General features: G+C 68.7%; 16 protein-coding genes. 5 read left to right on the top strand and 11 right to left on the bottom strand.

All coding sequences use genetic code 11. The annotated features are described in order from the left end of the window. The first annotated feature begins 2 nt into the window (after positions 1–2). The gene (locus tag AC1RQG_RS19630; RefSeq protein ID WP_493133752.1) at positions 3–1,355 is read left to right on the top strand and encodes a tetratricopeptide repeat protein; all 1,353 of its coding nucleotides are present in this window, start codon (positions 3–5) and stop codon (positions 1,353–1,355) included. A gap of 24 nt (positions 1,356–1,379) precedes the next feature. Here AC1RQG_RS19630 and AC1RQG_RS19625 read toward each other — a convergent pair whose 3' ends face one another. From AC1RQG_RS19625 to AC1RQG_RS19575, 11 genes are all read right to left on the bottom strand, one after another. Next, complete coding sequence (locus AC1RQG_RS19625; RefSeq protein ID WP_493133750.1) at positions 1,380–2,522, bottom strand: GGDEF domain-containing protein; 1,143 nt, start codon at positions 2,520–2,522, stop codon at positions 1,380–1,382. A 209-nt stretch (positions 2,523–2,731) separates the two neighbouring features. Continuing rightward, the gene (gene tssH / locus AC1RQG_RS19620; protein WP_493133748.1) at positions 2,732–5,455 is read right to left on the bottom strand and encodes a type VI secretion system ATPase TssH; all 2,724 of its coding nucleotides are present in this window, start codon (positions 5,453–5,455) and stop codon (positions 2,732–2,734) included. A 9-nt stretch (positions 5,456–5,464) separates the two neighbouring features. Beyond that, the gene (gene tssG, locus AC1RQG_RS19615) at positions 5,465–6,490 is read right to left on the bottom strand and encodes a type VI secretion system baseplate subunit TssG (RefSeq protein WP_493133746.1); all 1,026 of its coding nucleotides are present in this window, start codon (positions 6,488–6,490) and stop codon (positions 5,465–5,467) included. Next, positions 6,475–8,361: a type VI secretion system baseplate subunit TssF gene (tssF, locus tag AC1RQG_RS19610; protein WP_493133744.1), complete on the bottom strand. Its 1,887-nt coding sequence runs from the start codon at positions 8,359–8,361 to the stop codon at positions 6,475–6,477. The genes tssG and tssF overlap by 16 nt, the downstream gene beginning before the upstream one ends. Further along, positions 8,358–8,861 (bottom strand): type VI secretion system baseplate subunit TssE, encoded by a 504-nt coding sequence (tssE, locus tag AC1RQG_RS19605; RefSeq protein ID WP_493133742.1) that lies wholly within the window; start codon positions 8,859–8,861, stop codon positions 8,358–8,360. The genes tssF and tssE overlap by 4 nt, the downstream gene beginning before the upstream one ends. Next, on the bottom strand, positions 8,854–9,693 hold the full coding sequence (locus AC1RQG_RS19600) for a type VI secretion system accessory protein TagJ (RefSeq protein ID WP_493133740.1): 840 nt from the start codon (positions 9,691–9,693) through the stop codon (positions 8,854–8,856). Before AC1RQG_RS19600 ends, tssE begins: the two co-directional genes overlap by 8 nt. Before the next feature lie 81 nt (positions 9,694–9,774). Then, the gene (locus AC1RQG_RS19595; RefSeq protein ID WP_493133738.1) at positions 9,775–10,266 is read right to left on the bottom strand and encodes an Hcp family type VI secretion system effector; all 492 of its coding nucleotides are present in this window, start codon (positions 10,264–10,266) and stop codon (positions 9,775–9,777) included. Between the two features lie 104 nt (positions 10,267–10,370). Beyond that, entirely contained in the window at positions 10,371–11,864 is a 1,494-nt protein-coding gene (gene tssC / locus AC1RQG_RS19590; RefSeq protein ID WP_493133736.1) for a type VI secretion system contractile sheath large subunit, read from the bottom strand. 21 nt (positions 11,865–11,885) lie between these two features. Continuing rightward, a complete protein-coding gene (gene tssB, locus AC1RQG_RS19585; RefSeq protein ID WP_493133734.1) occupies positions 11,886–12,386 on the bottom strand; it encodes a type VI secretion system contractile sheath small subunit in 501 nt (166 codons plus the stop codon). 88 nt (positions 12,387–12,474) lie between these two features. Beyond that, a complete protein-coding gene (gene tssA / locus AC1RQG_RS19580; RefSeq protein WP_493133732.1) occupies positions 12,475–13,524 on the bottom strand; it encodes a type VI secretion system protein TssA in 1,050 nt (349 codons plus the stop codon). 343 nt (positions 13,525–13,867) lie between these two features. Beyond that, positions 13,868–14,638: a serine/threonine-protein kinase gene (locus AC1RQG_RS19575; protein WP_493133730.1), complete on the bottom strand. Its 771-nt coding sequence runs from the start codon at positions 14,636–14,638 to the stop codon at positions 13,868–13,870. A gap of 88 nt (positions 14,639–14,726) precedes the next feature. Between AC1RQG_RS19575 and AC1RQG_RS19570 the strand changes: the two genes are divergently transcribed. The 4 genes from AC1RQG_RS19570 to AC1RQG_RS19555 all read left to right on the top strand — a co-directional run bounded on the left by AC1RQG_RS19570 (position 14,727) and on the right by AC1RQG_RS19555 (position 20,627). Beyond that, a complete protein-coding gene (locus AC1RQG_RS19570; RefSeq protein ID WP_493133728.1) occupies positions 14,727–15,665 on the top strand; it encodes a 5'-nucleotidase in 939 nt (312 codons plus the stop codon). Between the two features lie 130 nt (positions 15,666–15,795). Then, the gene (mfd, locus tag AC1RQG_RS19565; RefSeq protein ID WP_493133726.1) at positions 15,796–19,239 is read left to right on the top strand and encodes a transcription-repair coupling factor; all 3,444 of its coding nucleotides are present in this window, start codon (positions 15,796–15,798) and stop codon (positions 19,237–19,239) included. 39 nt (positions 19,240–19,278) lie between these two features. Then, on the top strand, positions 19,279–20,121 hold the full coding sequence (gene serB / locus AC1RQG_RS19560) for a phosphoserine phosphatase SerB (protein WP_493133903.1): 843 nt from the start codon (positions 19,279–19,281) through the stop codon (positions 20,119–20,121). Positions 20,122–20,264: 143 nt separating this feature from the next. Then, entirely contained in the window at positions 20,265–20,627 is a 363-nt protein-coding gene (locus AC1RQG_RS19555; RefSeq protein ID WP_493133724.1) for a DUF4870 family protein, read from the top strand. Position 20,628 lies beyond the last annotated feature (1 nt).

Raw genomic sequence — 20,628 nt, 5'->3', positions numbered from 1 at the left:
GCATGCCGAAGTCGTCCCGCCCCACGCCGCGCCACTCCCGCCGCCCCTCGCAGCAGATCAGCGTGGCGGACGCGTTCCAGTTGGCCATATCGGTGCACCGGCGCGGCCAGCCGGGACTGGCCGCGCGCCACTACCGCGCCATCCTGCAGGTAGCGCCCAGCCATACGGACGCGCTGCATTACCTGGGCGTGGCCCAGCACCAGCTCGGGCAGCACGACGACGCGCTGCGCCTGATCGGGCGCGCGCTGGCGCTGGCGCCCGACTACGTGGACGCGCGCAACAACCTGGGCAACGTGCAGAAGGAGCGCGGCCACTACGCCGAAGCCGAACACGCGTACCGCATGGTGATCGCGGCCCGTCCCGAATTCGCCCAGGCCCACAACAACCTGGGCGTGGTGCTCAAGGAGCAAGGCCGCCACGTCGAGGCCATCGCCGCCTACCGGCGGGCGGTGGCGCTGGCGCCGGGCTTCGTGGAGGCGTGGACCAATCTGGGCCACGTTCTGAAAAAGACCGGCGCGCAGGAGGACGCCCTGAGCGCCTACCGCGAAGCGATCCTGCTCAAACCGGACGACAACACCATGCTGCACAGCCTGGGCCGCGCGCTGGTGGCCTATGGACGCGATGCGGAAGCGCTGGAAGTCTACCGCCGCTGGCAGGAACGGGAGCCGGACAATCCGGTGGTGGCCCACATGGTGGCCGCCTGCCAGGGCGCCAACGCGCCCGCGCGCGCGTCCGACGCCTTTGTGCAAACCACGTTCAACCGCTTCGCCGACAGCTTCGACCAGGTGCTGGCGCGGCTCGACTACCGCGCCCCCACCCTGTGCGCGCAGCTGGTGGCCAGGCTGGCGGGCTCGCCTGCGCGCCAGCTCGACGTGCTCGACGCGGGCTGCGGCACGGGCCTGTGCGGCCCGCTGCTGCGGCCCTACGCGCGCACGCTGCACGGCGTCGACCTGGCGGGCGCCATGCTGGAGAAGGCCGCCCGGCGCGGCGACTACGACGGGCTCGACGAAGCGGAGCTGACGGCCTGGCTTCGCCGGCATCCGGCCGCTTATGACCTGATCGTATCGGCCGACACGCTGTGCTATTTCGGCGCGCTGCAGGACGTGTTGGCGGCGGCCAGGCTGGCCCTGCGCGCGGGCGGCCTGCTGGTGTTCACCGTCGAACAGGGCGCGGACGATGGCCACGGCGACGGCTACCGGCTGCATGGCCATGGCCGCTACAGCCACACGGAACGCCACGTGCGGCTGGCGCTGGCGGCGGCCGGCCTGACGCCGGCCGCGCTCGAACCCGTCACGTTGCGGCTGGAAGCGAGCCAGCCGGTGGCCGGACTGCTGGTGGCTGCGACGGCGGCGTAATCGGCGTAATCGGCGTAATCGGCTTCACCCAGCGACCACCCGGTTGCGGCCGGCCCGTTTGGCCGCATACATGGCGGCGTCGCCGGCCACGATCAGTTCCAGCAGATCGTAGCCGTGCTGGTCCGAGCACACCACGCCCATGCTGGCCGTGTAGCGCACCGTGTGGCCGGCCACCTCCACCTGCTCCCCCTCGATCTTGGCGCGCAGCCGCTCGGCCACGCGCTGCGCATCGTCGAGGTTGACGCCGTCGAGCAGCAGCACGAACTCCTCGCCGCCGTAGCGGGCCAGCAGATCGAGCGGCCGCAGCTCCGCCTTGATCTGGCGCGTCAAATGGCGCAGCACGGCGTCGCCCACCGGGTGGCCCCAGGTGTCGTTGATGTCCTTGAAATGATCGGCGTCGAGCATGACGACGGCCAGACAGCGCCCGGCCCGCAGCGTGCGCTGGGCCACGCGCCGGCCTTGCGCCTCCAGTCCCGCGCGGTTCAGCGCCCCCGTCAGGCTGTCGACCCACGACAGGTTGCGCAGGCGTTCGGCGTAGCGCCGCATCACCATCAGGATCAGGCCGAACGCGATGCCGACCTGGGCCAGCGGTATGGTCAGCATCACCACGCCCAGCACCAGCAAGGCGCTTTCATCGCCGGACCCATGGCGCAGCAGATAGACGCCGCGCACCCACAGCGCCAGCCCCAGCACCGAGAAGCCCACCACGCTCGCGCCCACGCCGCGCCAGTCCGCATGGCGCGCCAGCGTGAGGGCGCACACGCCGTTGAGCAGGCCGAAATAGAAGCCCGTCGCACTCAGGCGGCCGGTCAGGCTCGGCGTCACGTAGGTGAAAAATGCCGTCATCAGCAACGGGCCGGCGACGATGGCGGCGATCCAGCGCCAGCTGAGCGTCTGGTTGCAGAACAGGCGCAAGCCGCGCAGCACCAGCGCCTCGCCCAGGCCAACCACGCCATAGCCGACCACCGCGTGCAGCAGCGGCGGTCCGCTATCGAGGCTGCACAGCGCCAGCCCCACGGACGACACCACATTCCCCAAGGCCCACCAGCGCTGCTCGTTCGCCCCTTCCGAATACAGCGCGGCCATGGACAACAACACCGTCGTCAGCACGGTGATGCAGATCTGGACCAGTAAAAGCGTGTCGTAATTGAGCACGTTGTATCCCATTGGCACTTCACGCCAATGTAACGCAGCGGCGCGGCAGTGGCAATCGCCGTGCCCATCGCGCCGTCATAAAAAGCGACGCGGCGGGGTCAGGTCCAACATGCACACATCATTCCGTGCATGGATGTTGGACCTGACCCCGCCGTGGGAGTCCTGCCGGGGAAGCGAGCCGCGTCGCCGGTGATGGGGCCGATGGTGGCGCCCGGGCCGCGCTACTCGAAGGCGTAGGCGAATTCCCCGTCCGGCGCCGTCACCTGCACCCGCTCGATCTGGCCGCCCTCCATCATCCGCGTGAGGAAGGCGCGGCTGATGTCGGGCAGCATGGTGTTGGTGAGGATGGCGTCGATCATGCGCCCGCCCGACTCGCCCTCGGTGCAGCGCGACACCACCAGCTTGACCACGTCGTCGCTGTACTCGAACGGGATCTTGTAGCGCGCCTCGACCCGCTTCTTGATGCGGTCCAGTTGCAGCCGCACGATGCGGCCCAGCATCTGGTCCGACAGCGGATAGTAGGGGATTGTCACAAGGCGCCCCAGCAGCGCGGGCGGGAACACCTTGAGCATCGGCTCGCGCAGGGCCTTGGCCATGCCTTCCGGGTCCGGCATCAGGTCCGGGTCCTTGCACAGGCCCGCGATCAGGTCGGTGCCGGCGTTGGTGGTGAGGATGATCAGCGTGTTCTTGAAGTCGATGAAGCGGCCCTCGCCATCCTCCATGAAGCCCTTGTCGAACACCTGGAAGAACATCTCGTGCACGTCCGGGTGGGCCTTCTCCACCTCGTCGAGCAGCACCACGGAATACGGCTTGCGCCGCACCGCCTCGGTCAGCACGCCGCCCTCGCCATAGCCCACATAGCCGGGCGGCGCGCCCTTGAGCGTGGACACCGTGTGTGCCTCCTGGAATTCGCTCATGTTGATGGTGATCAGATTCTGCTCGCCGCCGTACAAGGCCTCGGCCAGCGCCAGCGCGGTCTCGGTCTTGCCCACGCCGGAGGTCCCGGCCAGCATGAACACGCCGATCGGTTTGCTCGGATTGTCCAGCCCCGCGCGCGAGGTCTGGATGCGCTTGGCGATCATCTCCATCGCGTGGTCCTGGCCGATCACGCGCTGGCCCAGCAGATCGGCCACCTTGAGCACCGTCTCCATCTCGTTGCGGGCCATGCGGCCGACCGGGATGCCGGTCCAGTCGCCCACCACGGCCGCCACGGCCTGGTAATCGACGGTGGGCAGGATCAGCGGCGTCTCGCCCTGCAGTTCCGTCAGCTGGTTCTGCACCGCGTGCAGCTGCTCCATCAGCGCCGCGCGTTCGGCCGGGTCCAGCACCGGGGCCACCGCCTCGGCCGCCTCCTCCAGCTGGCTCCCGGTGCCCTCAACGGGATGCACGCCGTCGCGCAGGCGCGCGCGCAGGGCCAGCAGCTCGTCCACCAGTTCCCGCTCGGCGTTCCAGCGTTCCTCCAGCGCCGTCAGGCGCCCCTGCTCGCTGGCGAGCAGCACGTGGGCCTCCGCCTCGCGCTTGCCGATGTCGATCCCGATCGCCTTTTCACGGGCGATGATGCCGAGCTCCGTCTGCAGCGCCTCGATGCGCTTGCGGCAATCGTCCACCTCGGCCGGCGTCGCGTGCAGGCTCACGGCCACGCGCGCGCAGGCCGTGTCGAGCAGGCTCACCGACTTGTCGGGCAGCTGGCGGGCCGGGATGTAGCGGTGCGACAGCTTGACGGCCGCCTCCAGCGCCTCGTCCAGGATCTGCACCTTGTGGTGCGCCTCCATGGTCGAGGCCACGCCGCGCATCATGAGGATGGCGCGTTCCTCGCCCGGCTCGTCCACCTGCACGGTCTGGAAGCGCCGCGTCAGCGCCGGGTCCTTCTCGATGTGCTTCTTGTACTCGGCGAAGGTGGTGGCGCCGATGGTGCGCAGCGTGCCGCGCGCCAGCGCCGGCTTGAGCAGGTTGGCGGCGTCGCCGGTGCCGGCCGCGCCGCCCGCGCCCACCAGCGTATGCGTCTCGTCGATGAACAGGATGATGGGCTTGGGGCTGCCCTGCACCTCGTCGATCACGGAGCGCAGCCGCTGCTCGAATTCGCCCTTCATGCTGGCCCCGGCCTGCAGCAGGCCCACGTCCAGCGCCACCAGCTGCACGTCCTTCAGGCTGGGCGGCACGTCGCCGCGCGCGATGCGCTGGGCGAAGCCCTCCACCACGGCCGTCTTGCCCACGCCGGCCTCGCCCACCAGGATGGGATTGTTCTGCCGGCGCCGCATCAGGATGTCGACCACCTGGCGGATCTCGTCGTCGCGGCCGACGATGGGGTCCATCTTGCCGCCGCGGGCCTGGGCCGTCAGGTCCACCGTGAACTTCTTCAGGGCCTCCTGCTTGCCCATGGCCGCCGGGGCGATGGCGCCGGACGCCTCGCCCGGCGCCGCGCCGGCCGCGCCGGCGGCCTGGAAGCCGTCGGTCGCGCCCATGATGGCCTCGGGCGACTCCTTGAGCAGGCTGCCGAAGCGCTCGCACAAGTCCTCCACCTTGACCCGCTCGAACTGGCGCGACAGGCCGTACAGCGCGTTGCGCAGGCTGGCCGTCTTGAGCATGCCGACCACCAGGTGGCCCGAGCGCACCTGCGACTCGCCGAACATCAGCGTGCCGTAGACCCAGGCCCGCTCGACCGCCTCCTCCAGCTGCGACGACAGGTCGGTGACCGAGGTCGAGCCGCGCGGCAGCCGGTCCAGCGCCGCCGTCAGGTCGCGCGCCAGCGCCGCCGGGTCCAGCTCGTACTGGCGGATGATGCGGGCCAGGTCCGAGTCCTGCAGCTGCAATATCTGATGGACCCAGTGCGCCAGTTCCACATAGGGATTGCCACGCAGCTTACAGAACACGGTGCTGCTTTCAATGGCCCGGTAGCACAGGGGATTGAGTTTGCCGAACAGGGCAACGCGACTGATTTCCGCCATGATGATGTCCTAAAGGTAGGCACTGGGGTTGATGAGCAGATCGTCCGGATCGCGCGTGACCGGCCCGCTCATGGGCCAGGTACTCCAGCCCAATCGCGCGCCCGCCTCGCCGCCACCCAGCCGCAGGGGCGGGATTTCACCCTTGTCCAGGATCAGGCGCACGTCCCAGTCCAGTGCGCCGCCCACGTAATTGCGTACCCATGCCAGCAGCCGCTTCATGCTGTCGCCGCCGGGCAGCATGCGCCGGTAGTCGGCGTAGTTGAGCGGTCCGATCACGATGCGGAACTTGTTCTGGCTGTCCCACACCTTGCTGCCCAGGACCGTGGACACGCCGAGCCGGTTGCCCTCGCCCTGCCCGCCGGCCCCGCCCAGGCGCGACTGCACCTCCGGCGGCAGCCGCATCCAGTGGCCCACGAACTGCTCGACCCGCACCGGCAGCCTGAAATATTCGCGCAGGATGGCCACCAGCCCGGACGCCGGCCGGGCGTTGTTGGCCAGCAGGCCGGCGAAATGGAGCTTGGCGAAGTCGCCCACGGCGTCGCGCCCGCGCAGGCCCGGCGCGCCGATGCCGAACAGGCTGCCCACGAATTCGGCGTAGCGGTCCGTCTCCGGCCGGTCCAGGCTCACGGCCGGCTCGGCCTGGGCCCGGGCCCGGTAGAACAGCGACAGCAGCCGGTGGTGGAACACGTCGAGGAACGCCAGCAGGGTGCCGTCGCCGCCGTTGCGCAGGCGGTCGCGCGTGTACTCGGTCAGGTGCAGCGGCAGCGGGCCGTTGGCGCCCAGCAGGCCGAAGAAGTTGACGGCCAGCCGCGCGCGCGCCGCGCCGCTGGCGCGCGTGAAGCGGCCCAGCGCGGTGGGATGGAAGCACAGCGAGGGGTCCTGGCCCAGGCGCACGGCGTCGTCGCGCGGGCGCAGCGAGGTGCCGATGCGCGGCTGTTCGGGATGGGACGCCTCGATCAGCCGCAGCACCTGGAAGAAATCCATGCGCGCCGAATGGGCCTCCAGCTGCAGTTCCACCGCTACAGGATCGCGCATACGCCCCCCGTGGCCGGCCACCGCATGATGTCGCCGCGCGCCAGCGTCCTGACCACGGTCTCCGTGAACGAATTGATGGACACGTACTGCGCGAAGAAGTGGCTGAGCACCGCGCCCAGCAGGAAGGCGCCGGTGCCCTCGAAGGCCGCGTCGTCCAGCGTGAGCGTGACCTGCAGGCCGCGCCCGAACGTGATGGGGCCGGGCGACGGCATGCGCCGCGTGACCGGGGTGGCCGCGATCGAACGCACGCCCTCCACCTGGCGCTGGGCATTGAGGTCGCCCGGGTGGCAGTACAGGGCCAGCATCTCGCGCAGCGCCACGGCGCCCTGGCGCGGATCGCTGTCGGCCAGCGACAGGTAGTTGAGCGACAGGTGGTTGAGCAGGCGCCAGGTCACGTTGCCCTCGGCGAACGAGGGATGGGGCGCGCTGGGGCCGGCCACGCAGCGCACGGCCGTCACCGGCGCGCCCGAATCGAGGATGAAGTCGGTCTTGCCGACCCCGATGGGCATGGACAGCGGCAGGTCGCGGTTGGTGCACCAGACGGACAGGCCAAGCTGGCGCAGCTCGCTGCGGTACGGCGCCTCGGCCGCGTCCACGATGGTGATGAACATCTCGCTGCCGATGTAGCTCGAGCGCGGTCCCACGCGGCGCTGGCGCTGCGAGATGGTGCGCGGCTCGCGCCGCACCTGGTAGAACGCGCGGTCCTGGTGCAGGCTGCCGATGTCGCGCGCGGTGTAGAACGCGCGGAAGGTCTGCTCCGCGTCCGGCCCCGTGCCATAGCCGGTCACTTCCTCGATCTGGTACACCTCGTAGTCCATGGGCCGGGTGCGGTCCACCAGCACGTGGTGCTCGAACTGCTCGCCCGAGATGTTGATGCGGTCGGCCCGGCGCAGGAACAGGTTGATGGCCGGCGTGCAGTTGAGGGCGAAATTGGAGGCGTCGAGCACCTGCTCCAGGTGCGGGTCGGCGCGGTTGAGCAGGATCACGACCTCGCATTCCTCGCCGCCGCAGCGGGCCAGCGCCTGGCGCAGCCCTTGCAGCTTGAGGAACTGGAAGCGCTGGGGGAAGGCGAAATATTCCTGCAGCAGCCGGTAGCCGTGGAACGTGCGCTTGCCGGTGGGCAGCAGCGCCTCGTGCTCGTCGAAGCCCATCGGCGAGAGCACGGTCTTGGGCAGCAGCGTGTGCGTCCGCCCCGCCCCGCGCGCGCCCTGCGGCGGCTGCACCAGCACGCCCTCGACGCAGGCCAGCAGTTTTTCGTAGATCCGCACCGGCATGTCGTCGCCGCCGCGCAGGTGCAGCACCAGGCTGTCCATGGCCAGCTCCTGCAGCGGCAGGCCGCCGCTGGTGCGCAGCCGCAGCCGCAGGCCGGCCTTGACGGCGGGCGGCAGCTGCAGGTCGCTGCCGGCCTGCACCCCGCTGTGGGTGTAGAACCTGGCCTCGGTCAGCTCCACCGGCCACAGCGTCACGTCATGGCTGGTGCGGTACTCGCAGGCCGTGGTGTCGCCCTTGCCCAGCACGCTGCGCAGCGCGCTGCCGCGCGGCACGAGGAAGCCCTGTTTGAGGCTGGGATTGCTCAGGTCCGGCTGCAGCTGCACCACCGCCATCGACGGCGTGGGCGCCAGGAAGTGCGGATAGACGAGCTCCGACAGGTGCTGCGTGAAACGGGGGAATTCCGCGTCCAGCTTCATCTGCACGCGCGCCGTGAGGAAGCTGAAGCCCTCCAGCAGCCGCTCCACGTAGGGATCGGCGCACTCGAAGCCTTCGAGGCCCAGACGCCCGGCCACCTTCGGGTATTCGCGGGCGAACTCGCCGCCCACCTCGCGCAGGTGCTGCAACTCCTGGCTGTAGTAACGCAGGAACAGCGGATTCATCGCGGCCCTCCCATCTCGCTCAGGCGGATGGCGGCCCGGTCGAGGTCCAGTTCCGTCTTCAGGTACAGGCGCTCCGGATAGGGCTGGGCCCACATGTCGGCCTCGATCTCGAACGTCACCTTGTTGCTGTTGGACTGGGACGCGACGGCGCGCACCACCACGGAGGCGCGCAACAGGCGCGGCTCGAAGTCCCAGATGGCCTGGCGGATGCCGCGTTCGAGGTCGGACAGGTTCAGGCCGGCCACGGACAGGCCGGAGATGTCGGGCATGCCGTAGTTGACGACGGAGCCGGCCACGTGCGGCAGCCCGCCGCCGTCCGTGACGGAGAACAGGTTGGTGGCGTTGAGCAGCCAGCCCAGGTCGCGCAGCACGCTCTCGCGCAGCGTGCGCACCGACAGCACGCGCCGCTCGCGCGACTCCACCGTCTTGTCTGGTTCGTCGTCCGTCAGGCGGTCCAGCAGCGACGGCTGCAAGCGTTCACGGGGCGCCAGTTCAGCCATGCTCGCCGTCCGCCTGGCCCTCGCCAGCACCGGCGCCGGCGCCATCGCCGTCGAAGGCGACGGTGCGCACGTCCATCAGCGCATATTCAGCGGCGTCCGTCGCCAGCAGGCGCTGGCCCAGGCCATAGCCGCACAGCGGCCCCTGCGCGGCCCATTCCGTGCGCCGCGCCAGCAGCAGAGCGTCGTCGGCGCCGGCGCGGGTGTCGGGGTAGCGGGTCGGAATCAGGCCCACGGTGGTGGCGCCGTTGGTCCAGGTGAAGCGGGCCGGCGTCCACACGGCGTCGCGCAGGTCGGCCGGCGCGTCGCATTCGATGCGGCTGATGCGCTGGAACGGGATCCAGAAATAGCGGCCGTTGACGATGGCCTCCAGCACGGGCCCGAGGCGCTGGTCGGCGTCGGCCAGCCAGCCGAACGGCTCGCCGTTGACGCTGCCGGCGCCGGCCGGCGCGTCCTCGAACGCGCGCGCGCGGGCTTCGGCCGCCTGCTGGTACTGGCCTTCGCCATCGAGGCGCAATGCTTCGATCAGCAGCGCCAGCCACGACGGCGGCTCGCCGAACACCAGCGGCGCGCGCTTGCCGGCGAAGATCTCGGCGCGCAGCGCCTCGCACTGGATCGCCTCGCGGTAGGTCTGCGCCATCGGCAGCGTGGCCGCGTCCAGTTCGGCCGCCACGTTCAGTTGCGTCAGCGCGCGGTTCCACTGCCCCATCACGGCCAGCAGCTGGAACAGGAAAATCCGGTACTTCGCATTCGATGCGTCCTTGCGCACCTGGTCCTGCAAGGCCGCCAGCGCGGCGTCGAGCTTGCCCTCGGCGATCAGCTGTTGCGCATCCATCTGCGTGTTCTCCCCCGGCCCATGGCGGTGCGGTCTGTCGCGGGAACGGGGCCGGCGCTGCCGTCCCCGCGCAACCGTCTGTTACTTGGTGATGTTGCCGGCGATGTCGTAATGGAATTCGCCGCCCGACGCCGTCACGCCCTTCTCGTTCTGCAGGAAGTACTCGAACTTCACTTCCGCGAAGTTGAGCGAGATGTTCTCCGTCAGGCGGTCCTCGCCGCCGCTGCCGCCGGTGGAGACGGACGTGACCAGCACGTTGGTGAGCGTGATCTCCAGGTATTTCTGCTGGCCCTCGCCGGCCTTACGCACCAGCAGCTTGGCCGTGGGGATGTGCGATCCCTTGGCCAGGGCGCTGAGCAGCGCGGGCGAGGCCTTGTCCAGGTACTTGGTGACGGACAGGTCCTGGAAATTGGCCTTGCCGGCGCCGCCGCCGCCGCCGGTGTGGAACGAGCCCGAATTGCTGGCGCCCCAGCTCCAGGCCAGCACGTCGATGTCGCCCGCTTCCTTCTGGGCCGAATCCTTGGTTTCGCCCTTGATGGTGGCGCCTAAATTGAGGAACATGTCTACGGACATTTTGCTCTCCTAATATGGCCGGCTTGGCCGGCATGGGTTGGAACTGACAATGCCGGGCGGCGGGACCGCCCGGCGCGACTGCCTGCGATGAAAATCAACCGGCGTCAGGCGCCTTTACCTGACGGCAGCTTGGACACCAGCCGCAGCGACACCGTCAGCCCTTCGAGCTGATAGTGGGGCCGCAGGAAGAACTTGGAGGTGTAGTAGCCCGGATTGCCCTCGACCTCCTCCAGCTGCACCTCGGCCGCCGCCAGCGGCTTGCGGGCCTTGGTGCCCTCGCTGGAGTTGGCCGGGTCGCCGTCCACGTACTTGTTGATCCAGTTGCTGAGCCAGCGCTCCATCTCGTCGCGGCCCTTGAACGAGCCGATCTTGTCGCGCACGATGCACTTCAGGTAGTGGGCGAAGCGGCAGGTGGCGAACAAGTACGGCAGGCGCGCGGCCAGGTTGGCGTTGGCGGTGGCGTCCGGATCGTCGTATTCGGCCGGCTTGTGCAGCGACTGGGCGCCGATGAAGGCGGCGAAGTCGGTGTTCTTCTTGTGCACCAGCGGCATGAAGCCGTTGGCCGCCAGCTCGGCCTCGCGGCGGTCGGAGATGGCGATCTCGGTCGGGCACTGCATGGCCACGCCGCCGTCGTCGGTGGGGAAGCTGTGCACCGGCAGCCCCTCGACGGCGCCGCCCGACTCGATGCCGCGGATGCGCGAGCACCAGCCGTATTCCTTGAACGAGCGGTTGATGTTGACGGCCATGGCGTAGGCCGCGTTGGCCCAGGTGTAGTCCTTGCTGCCGGGGGCCGAGGTGTCCTCCTTGAAGTCGAAGGCCTCGACCGGATCGGTCTTGGCGCCGTACGGCTGGCGCGCCAGGAAGCGCGGCATGGCCAGGCCCACGTAGCGCGCATCCTCGGACTCGCGGAACGAGCGCCAGGCCGCGTGCTCCGGGGTCTGGAAGATCTTGGTCAGGTCGCGCGGGTTGGACAGCTCCTGCCACGACTCCATCAGCATCACCGACGGCGCGGCGGCCGAAATGAACGGGGCGTGGGCGGCGGCGGCCACCTTGGCCATCGACGACAGCAGCTCGACGTCGGGCGCCGTGTTGTCGAAATAGTAGTCGGCCACGATGGAGCCGAACGGCTCGCCGCCGAACTGGCCGTACTCCTCCTCGTACATCTTCTTGAAGATCGGGCTCTGGTCCCAGGCCGTGCCCTTGTACTTCTTGAGCGTCTTGGCCAGGTCGTTCTTCGAGATGTTCATCACGCGGATCTTGAGCATCTCGTCCGTTTCCGTGTTGTTGACCAGGTAGTGCAGGCCGCGCCAGGCGCCTTCGAGCTGCTGGAACTCGGGCGTGTGCAGGATCAGGTTGATCTGCTCGGTGAGCTTCTTGTCCAGTTGCGCGATCAGGCTCTCGATGGTGCCCAGCACGTCGCCCGACACCACGTTGGCGCCCACCAGCGCCTGTTCGGCCAGCGTGCGCACGGCGTTCTCCACCGCCTCCTTGGCCTTGTCCGATTGGGGTTTGAATTCCTTCTGCAGCAGGCTGCTGAAATCGCTCATCTCGAGCGTGCCGGTGGCGCCTTGCTGCAATTCCGCTGTAGTCTCAGCCATGTCTGTTCCTCCTCGTGGTCTTTATTCCTGGGGCTTGGGCGCGGACGTCAGCGCCTGCATCAAAGTGGGTTCGGCCAGCAGCTTGGCGATCAGCTCCTCGGCGCCGGTCTTGCCGTCCATGTAGGTGAGCAGGTTGGACAGCTGGCCGCGCGCCTCGAGCAGCTTGTTGAGCGAACCGACCTTGCGCGCGATGGCGGCCGGGGTGAAGTCGTCCATGCTCTCGAACGTCATGTCCACGCTCAGGTTGCCCTCGCCCGTGAGCGTGTTGGGCACCTGCACGGCCACCCGCGGCTTCATGGACTTGAGTCGCTCGTCGAAGTTGTCGACGTCGATCTCAAGGAACTTGCGGTCCGCCACCGGCGCCAGCGGATCGGCCGGCTGGCCCGACAGGTCGGCCAATACGCCCATCACGAAGGGCAGTTGCACGGCCTTCTCGGCGCCGTAGACCTCGACGTCGTATTCGATCTGCACGCGCGGCGCGCGGTTGCGCGCGATGAATTTCTGGCTACTCTCTTTGCCCACGATAGACTCCTCCACGTTGATAAATACTGCCCCGCATTGCCAACCACTGCGCCGGCGCCGCCACGGACGCCGGCCGCCAATCCTGTCGCTACGATTCCGGCGTGTCGCGCGGCCCGCTCACCACCAGCAACTGGGCGATGCCGTCGGGCGCCAGGTCTTCCAGCACTTCGAAGAAATTCTTGGGCACCAGCCGCCTGGCGCGGCCCAGCAGCAGCGGCACGGGACTGGCCGGCTCGTGCTGGGCGTAGTAGTGGATGATCTTGTCGAGCATGCGCACGACGTCGGCCCGGCTGGCGATCTCGCCACTGATGGCGGCGGCCGGCGCACGCGCGGCGCCTTCAGCCGGCGCGGCCGCCGCGGCGCCGCCCGATTCGTCGGCCACCGGCGCGGCCGCGTCCCCGGCCGCCGGCAGGCCGGCGTTGGCGAAGTCGCGCGCGCGGCGCAGGTATTTGACCAGCGCATCGAGGTTCAGCGCCTGCGAGCTGCCGACCTGGCGCACCAGCAGCGTTTCGATGTTGGCCGCGCTGTCGTGGGCCTGGGTCAGGGCCGCGCCCAGCGCCCGCACCCGCTCCGGGTCGGCGTCGCGCAGGGCCGCTTCGATGGACGACAGTTCGATCTTCGCCTCGCCCTCGGGCGGCGGCACCTCGCCGCTGGCGATATCGAGCGTGCGCAGGCTCACGGGGCCCAGCGCCGGCAGCACGATCAGCGGCGCCTCCTTCAGCTCGCGCAGCAGCGTGGCGCCGTCGGCCAGCACGGCCAGCGAGTTGATGCGCAACATGGGGTCGTTGTCGTCGTCCGGGTCGAGCTGGGGGTGGACGCTGTCCCAGCGCTGCACCAGCAGCGATTCGATCAGCCGCAGGCCGTCGGCGCAGCCGGCCATGCCCTGCAACGCCAGCTGGGCGCGCAGCATGGCCACGGCCAGCCGCAGGTCGCGGCTGCGATCGAGCAGCTCGCTGGCCAGGCGCTGCACATGCTTCCAGTCCGGCGGCACGGCCGGCGTGATGGTGTCGCCGTACTGGACTTCGGGCTTGCCCTGCAATGCCTGCTCCAGCTCCAGGAAAGCCGGGTCATACTCGAGATTGGGACCGCACGGGTTGGCGGGGTCCACGTCCTGCAATAGCGCATCTATATTCAACATACCCATCTTGATCCAGAACCTCGCGTTGACGACGATCAGAATTGCGGAATGAAGCAGCGAAACAGAAACCGGATGACAGAAACTGGTGGAACAGAAGCGAATACAACCACCTCACCGGGCACGTGGTCCGGCGGGCGAGGCTTGAAGGCGGGATGACGCTGAAACTGGTGTGGCTGTGGTCGCCTGTCAAGTTTTCAACAATGTGTTCGACTATACTCGAAAACCCAATAAATATCGGAAAAATAATTTTAGGTCCAAGCCGCTTTTTTGTGTGCCGCCGTTGTAGAAAAGTAACTACCCCCATCCAGGGACGGCGCGGCTCCCGTGCTGCGGTGCAGCGAGCTCAGGCCGCCGCGGCCGCGGCCAAGGCGGCGGCGAACTGGCCCGCGCCCTGGAAGCGCAGCGCCGGCTCGCGCGCCAGCGCCCGCGCCAGCAAGGCGTCGAAGCGGGGGCCCAGGACCGGGCGCCGCAGCGACGGCGCGGGCGGCGGCGCGGCCAGCGCCTGCTGCACCACGGCGCCCGCGTTGCCCTCGAACGGCGGGCGCCCCGTCAGCAGCTGATACAACACCGCACCGGCCGCGTACAGGTCGGCGCGGGCGTCGGCCGGCGCGCCGCGCATCTGCTCGGGCGCCATATAGGCCGGCGTGCCGCCCGCGCCGGCCGCGTGGCCGGCGCGGGCGGCCAGGCCGAAGTCCGTCACTTTCAACTGGCCAGCGGACGCGATCAGCAGATTGGATGGCGTGACGTCGCGGTGGACGATGCCGGCGCCATGCACGCAGTCGAGCGCCGCCAGCAATTCGGCTATCCAGTCCAGCGATCGGGCCAGGGGCGGCACGCCATCGGCCAGCACGGCCCGCAGCGGCCGCCCCGGCACCCATTCGAGCGCCGACCACGGCTGGCCATGGTCCAGGCCCGTGGCCAGCACGGCGGCCAGGTGCGGATGGCGCAGCCCGGCCAGCAGCGCATCGCCGGGGCTGCCCAGCTTGAGCAGCACCGCCTCGCCGCTGGACGGATCGCGCCCGGCGCACGCGCAGCGCCCGGCCCGCGCCGACAGCAGCGCCGTGACGGGAAAGCCGCCGATGGTGGCCGGCGCGGCGAAGGAGCCTGCGTTCATGGGGGGACGGGGCACGATGGCATTGTCCGGCCATGATAGCCCGGATTTGCTTTACACTTGGCCTTTCCGACAAGCTTAACCGGACTCCATGGTCTATCCTATCCAGCACAAACTCGTCATCGGCATCGCCTCCAGCGCCCTGTTCGACCTGACCGATTCCCACCACGTCTATCTGGAACAGGGCGAGGAAGCCTACCGCAAGTACCAGGAGCAGCACCACGACGTGATCCTCGACAGGGGCGTGGCCTTCCCGTTCATCCGCCGCTTCCTCAACATCAACAAGCAGTTCGCGCGCCATCTGCCGGTCGAGGTGGTGCTGTTCTCCCGTAATTCGCCGGAGACGGGCTTGCGGGTCATGCATTCGATCGCCCATTATGGCCTCGACATCACGCGCGCCTGCTTCGTCACCGGCAAGTCGGCCCACGCCTACCTGCCCGCGTTCAACACGGCGCTGTTCCTGAGCGCGAACGAGGACGACGTGCGCAGCGCGCTGGCGGCCAACCATCCGGCCGGCCTGGTGCTGCCCTCGCGCACCGAGGACGACGAGGCCGACGGCGAACTGCGGGTGGCCTTCGACTTCGACGGCGTGATCGCCGACGACGAAGCCGAAACCGTCTTCAAGCGCAACAACGACGTGGACGAGTTCCACGCCCACGAGCGGCGCCACGTGGCCACGCCGCACCGTCCCGGCCCGCTGGCCGACCTGTTCCAGAAGCTGGCCCTGATGCAGCGCATGGAGGAAAAGCAGCTGCGGCGCGACCCGAGCTACCGCAAGATCCTGCGCATCGCCATCATCACGGCCCGCAACGCGCCGTCGCACGAGCGCGTGGTGACGACGCTCAAGAGCTGGGGCGTGTCGGCCAACGAGACCTTCTTCCTGGGCGGGATGGAGAAGGCGCGGGTGCTGGAGGTGTTCCGGCCCCACATCTTCTTCGACGACCAGCTCAGCCACCTCAAATCGGCCGGCGGCACGATACCGATGGTGCACGTGCCGTTCGGCGTGGCCAACCTGCGCCGCCCGGCCTGAGCCGGGACCGCCGCCCCGGCCCGGCGCCGCCGCCCGGGGCGACGTGCCAGGGTGGCATCGTCTATAATGTCGCCAGCGGCATTGCCACTGTGGGCGATGCGCCTAACCGTACTATTGTGTTGCAGCCTGCATGTCTTTCGACCTGAAAAAATCCCTTCCCAAGTCCGGCACCCGATACACACTGCCCGCCCTGCATGGTTCGTCCGACGCGTACGCGCTGGCGCAATGCGCGCTTGAGCTGAAATCGCAGGGCCGCATGCTGGCCGTGGTGGTGGCCGCCGCCAGCGACGGCCAGCGCCTGCTGGACGAGATGCCGTGGTTCGCCGAGGGCCAGCTGCGCTGCCACCTGCTGCCCGACTGGGAAACGCTGCCCTACGACGCCTTCTCGCCGCACCAGGACCTGGTGTCCGAGCGCCTGGCCACGCTGCACGAGATCAGCTCCGGCCAGTGCGACGTGCTGATCGTGCCGGCCACCACGGCGCTGGTGCGCATGGCGCCGCCGTCGTTCCTGGCCGCCTACACCTTCTTCTTCCGCCAGGGCGAGACGCTGGACGAGGCGCGCCTGAAGGCGCAGCTGACGCTGGCCGGCTACGCCCACGTGGCCCAGGTCATGTCGCCCGGCGAATACTCGGTGCGCGGCGGCCTGCTCGACCTGTTCCCCATGGGTTCTGCCCTGCCCTACCGGCTCGACCTGTTCGGCGACACCATCGAATCGATCCGCACCTTCGACGCCGACACCCAGCGCTCGCTGTATCCGGTCAAGGAAGTGCGGCTGCTGCCGGGCCGCGAATTCCCCATGGACGACGCGGCCCGCACCACCTTCCGCAGCCGCTGGCGCGAGCAGTTCGAAGGCGACCCGTCGCGCGCCGTCGTGTACAAGGACATCAGCGCCGGCATCGCCTCGGCCGGCATCGAATACTACCTGCCGCTGTTCTTCGAGCAGACGGCCACCCTGTTCGACTACCTGCCGCAGGGCGCCCTGCTGGCCACGGTGGGCGACATCGACAGCGCCATCGGCCGCTTCTGGACCGACACCAGCTCGCGCTACCGCTTCCTGAAGGCCGACCGCGAGCGCCCCATCCTGGCGCCGGACGCGCTGTTCCTGTCGGACGAGCAGTTCTACACGCTGGCCAAGCCGTTCGGCCGCCTGGCCATCGCGCGCGACGCGGGCGCGCCCGCCTCCGAGCTGTCGGCGCCGGTGCCCAACATCGCCGTCAACCGCCACACGGAGGACCCGCTCACCAACCTGCGCGCCTACCTGCTGCAGGCGGGGCGGCGCGTGATGATCTGCGCCGAGTCCAACGGCCGGCGCGAAACGCTGCAGCAATACTTCAACGAATACGACCTGGCCCTGACCCCGGTGGAAGGCTACGCCGGCTTCGCCGCCTCGCAGGCCAAACTGGCGCTGGGCGTGGCGCCGCTGCACGCCGGCTTCGAGCTGTCCACGCCGGACGAAAACCTGATCTTCATCACCGAGACGGAACTGTACGCGGGCTCCGGCCGGCGCGCCGGCAAGAAGAAGCAGGAAGGCGTGACCCAGGTCGAATCGATGGTGCGCGACCTGTCGGAGCTGAAGATCGGCGACCCGGTGGTGCACATCAACCACGGCATCGGCCGCTACATGGGCCTGACCAGCATGGACCTGGGCGAAGGCGAGACCGAGTTCCTGCACCTCGAATACGCCAAGGACACCAAGCTGTACGTTCCGGTGTCGCAGCTACACGTGATCTCGCGCTACTCGGGCGCCTCGCCGGAGGACGCGCCGCTGCACGCGCTGGGCTCGGGCCAGTGGGAAAAGGCCAAACGCAAGGCGGCCGAGCAGGTGCGCGACACGGCCGCCGAGCTGCTCAACCTGTACGCGCGCCGCGCGCTGCGCCAGGGCCACGCCTTCGAATACTCGGCCCACGACTACGAGCGCTTCGCCGACAGTTTCGGCTTCGAGGAGACGCCGGACCAGGCCGAGGCCATCAACAACGTCATCAAGGACATGACTTCCGGGAAGCCGATGGACCGCCTCGTGTGCGGCGACGTCGGCTTCGGCAAGACCGAGGTGGCGCTGCGGGCTGCCTTCATCGCCGTCATGGGCGGCAAGCAGGTCGCCATCCTGGCGCCCACCACGCTGCTGGCAGAGCAGCACGCCCAGACCTTCGCCGACCGCTTCGCCGACTGGCCCGTGCGCATAGCCGAGATGTCGCGCTTCCGCACCGGCAAGGAGGTGGCGCAAGCCATCAAGGGCATGGCCGACGGCACGCTCGACATCATCATCGGCACCCACAAGCTGCTGTCGGACGACGTCAAGTTCACCCGGCTGGGGCTGGTCATCATCGACGAGGAGCACCGCTTCGGCGTGCGCCAGAAAGAGGCGCTCAAGTCGCTGCGGGCCGAGGTCGACGTGCTGACGCTGACGGCCACGCCGATCCCGCGCACGCTGGGCATGGCGCTCGAAGGACTGCGCGACTTCTCCGTGATCGCCACCGCGCCGCAGAAACGGCTGGCCATCAAGACCTTCGTGCGCAGCGAGGGCGAGGCCATCATCCGCGAAGCCTGCCTGCGCGAGCTGAAACGGGGCGGCCAGGTCTACTTCCTGCACAACGAGGTCGAGACCATCCAGAACCGCATGGCCATGCTGACCGAACTGCTGCCCGAGGCCCGCATCGCCGTGGCCCACGGCCAGATGCACGAGCGCGACCTGGAGAAGGTGATGCGCGACTTCGTGGCGCAGCGCTTCAACATCCTGCTGTGCACCACCATCATCGAGACCGGCATCGACGTCCCCACGGCCAACACCATCATCATGCACCGGGCCGACAAGTTCGGGCTGGCCCAGCTGCACCAGCTGCGCGGGCGCGTGGGCCGCTCGCACCACCAGGCCTACGCCTACCTGCTGGTGAACGACGTGCAGGGCCTGACCAAGCAGGCGCAGCGCCGGCTGGACGCGATCCAGCAGATGGAGGAGCTGGGCAGCGGCTTCTACCTGGCCATGCACGACCTGGAGATCCGCGGCGCCGGCGAGGTGCTGGGCGACAGCCAGTCCGGCGAGATGCACGAGGTGGGCTTCCAGCTGTATTCGGACATGCTCAACGAGGCCGTGCGCGCGCTCAAGAACGGCAAGGAGCCGGACCTGGCCGCGCCGCTGTCGTCCACCACCGAGATCAACCTGCACGTGCCGGCCCTGCTGCCGGCCGACTTCTGCGGCGACGTGCACGAGCGGCTGTCGATCTACAAGCGCCTGGCCAACTGCGGGGAGCAGAACAAGATCGACGACATGCAGGAAGAACTGATCGACCGCTTCGGCAAGCTGCCCGACGCCGTCAAGGCGCTGGTGGAGACCCACCGCCTGCGCATCGCCGCCCGCACCGTGGGCATCGTCAAGATCGACGCCCACGGCGAGGCGGCCACGCTGCAATTCATGCCGCAACCGCCGATCGACCCGATGCGCATCATTGAGCTGATCCAGAAGAACCGCCAGATCAAGCTCAATGGCCAGGACAAGCTCAAGATCACGGCCACCATGCCGGACCTGGCCGCGCGCGTCACCCACATCAAGAACGCCATCAAACAACTGACCGCCTAGCGCGAACGAACTGATTTTATGACCAACGCCACCACCTCCATGAACCTGGTCCTGCAGGGCCTGGACGACTGCAAGGCCCGCCTGGAGCGCATCGCCGCGCTGACCGCCCCCACCAACCTCACCTGGCTCGGCGAACGCGCCGTGCGCTGCGAGGGCATCGCGTTCTCGCCGGCCCTGCGCCAGACCATCGAGGTGGCGGCCCACGCCGCCCAGCTCGACGCCACCTACATGGTCGGCGTCCGCCACCTGAGCGAATTCAAGCTGGTGGCGATGGACATGGATTCGACCTTCATCACCATCGAATGCATCGACGAGATCGCCGACATGCAGGGCCTGAAACCGCAGGTGGCGGCCATCACCGAGGCGGCCATGCGCGGCGAACTCGATTTCGCCGCCAGCCTCACGCGCCGCGTGGCGCTGCTTGAAGGACTGGACGCGTCGGCCCTGGAGCGCGTGTACGAGGAACGCCTGCGCCTGTCGCCGGGCGCCGAGACCATGCTCAAGGCGGTGCAGGCGGCCGGCCTGAAGACGCTGCTGGTGTCGGGCGGCTTCACCTTCTTCACCAGCCGCCTCAAGGCGCGCATGGGGCTCGACTACACCCACGCCAATGAACTGGAGATCGTGGACGGCAAGCTGACGGGCAAGGTCCTCGGCGGCATCGTCGACGCGGACGAGAAGAAGCGCACGGTGGAGCGCGTATGCGCGGAACTGGGCATCACGCCGGCCCAGGCCATCGTCATGGGCGACGGCGCCAACGATTTGAAGATGATGGGCATCGCCGGCCTGTCCGTGGCGTTCCGCGCCAAGCCCGTGGTGCGCGAACAGGCCAGCGTGGCGCTCAACTTCGTCGGCCTGGACGGCATCCTGCCACTGCTGGCCTGACCGGGCCCCTCTGACCAGCGGGTGGCCGGTCGCGCCGGCGCCCCCGCCGGCTGCGGCCCCGGGTCCAGTTCCGTCGGCGGCCCTTTGCCGCTCAGCGCCATTGTGAGAAAATAAAAATTGTTTATCTCACCAAGGAAGCCGCCATGTCGCAACAACTGATCCTCGACGACCGCCTCGACGCGGCCAAGAACCTCGCCTGGTGGCTGTATCTGGGTCACGCGCTCAGCTTCGTGTTCTCGCTGGGCGCGTTCTCCTTCATCCCGCTCATCATCAACTACGTCAAGCGGCCGGAGACGGAAGGCACGTTCGTGCACAGCCACCATGGCTGGCAGATCCGCTCGTTCTGGTGGTATCTGGTGTGGATGGCCGTGGGCGTGGCCCTGTTCCTGACCATCATCGGCATCCCGCTGGCCTGGCTGGTGTGGGTGGGCGCGTGGCTGTGGAAGGCTTACCGCCTGATCGCCGGCTTCAGCGCCCTGAACCAGAACCGCCCCATGCCGGAATAAG

This window comes from Rugamonas sp. GW822-FHT03B10, from assembly GCF_058801745.1.
This window is presented reverse-complemented; position numbering and strand designations above follow the sequence as displayed.

Bases quoted from the DNA above. Each gene is read 5' to 3' on its own strand.
- AC1RQG_RS19575 (WP_493133730.1), bottom strand. From the start codon at position 14,638: ATGAACGCAGGCTCCTTCGCCGCGCCGGCCACCATCGGCGGCTTTCCC.
- AC1RQG_RS19625 (WP_493133750.1), bottom strand. From the start codon at position 2,522: ATGGGATACAACGTGCTCAATTACGACACGCTTTTACTGGTCCAGATC.
- tssG (WP_493133746.1), bottom strand. From the start codon at position 6,490: ATGCGCGATCCTGTAGCGGTGGAACTGCAGCTGGAGGCCCATTCGGCG.
- AC1RQG_RS19595 (WP_493133738.1), bottom strand. From the start codon at position 10,266: ATGTCCGTAGACATGTTCCTCAATTTAGGCGCCACCATCAAGGGCGAA.
- tssA (WP_493133732.1), bottom strand. From the start codon at position 13,524: ATGTTGAATATAGATGCGCTATTGCAGGACGTGGACCCCGCCAACCCG.
- tssH (WP_493133748.1), bottom strand. From the start codon at position 5,455: ATGGCGGAAATCAGTCGCGTTGCCCTGTTCGGCAAACTCAATCCCCTG.
- serB (WP_493133903.1), top strand. From the start codon at position 19,279: ATGAACCTGGTCCTGCAGGGCCTGGACGACTGCAAGGCCCGCCTGGAG.
- tssE (WP_493133742.1), bottom strand. From the start codon at position 8,861: ATGGCTGAACTGGCGCCCCGTGAACGCTTGCAGCCGTCGCTGCTGGAC.
- tssF (WP_493133744.1), bottom strand. From the start codon at position 8,361: ATGAATCCGCTGTTCCTGCGTTACTACAGCCAGGAGTTGCAGCACCTG.
- AC1RQG_RS19570 (WP_493133728.1), top strand. From the start codon at position 14,727: ATGGTCTATCCTATCCAGCACAAACTCGTCATCGGCATCGCCTCCAGC.
- tssC (WP_493133736.1), bottom strand. From the start codon at position 11,864: ATGGCTGAGACTACAGCGGAATTGCAGCAAGGCGCCACCGGCACGCTC.
- AC1RQG_RS19630 (WP_493133752.1), top strand. From the start codon at position 3: ATGCCGAAGTCGTCCCGCCCCACGCCGCGCCACTCCCGCCGCCCCTCG.
- AC1RQG_RS19555 (WP_493133724.1), top strand. From the start codon at position 20,265: ATGTCGCAACAACTGATCCTCGACGACCGCCTCGACGCGGCCAAGAAC.
- AC1RQG_RS19600 (WP_493133740.1), bottom strand. From the start codon at position 9,693: ATGGATGCGCAACAGCTGATCGCCGAGGGCAAGCTCGACGCCGCGCTG.
- mfd (WP_493133726.1), top strand. From the start codon at position 15,796: ATGTCTTTCGACCTGAAAAAATCCCTTCCCAAGTCCGGCACCCGATAC.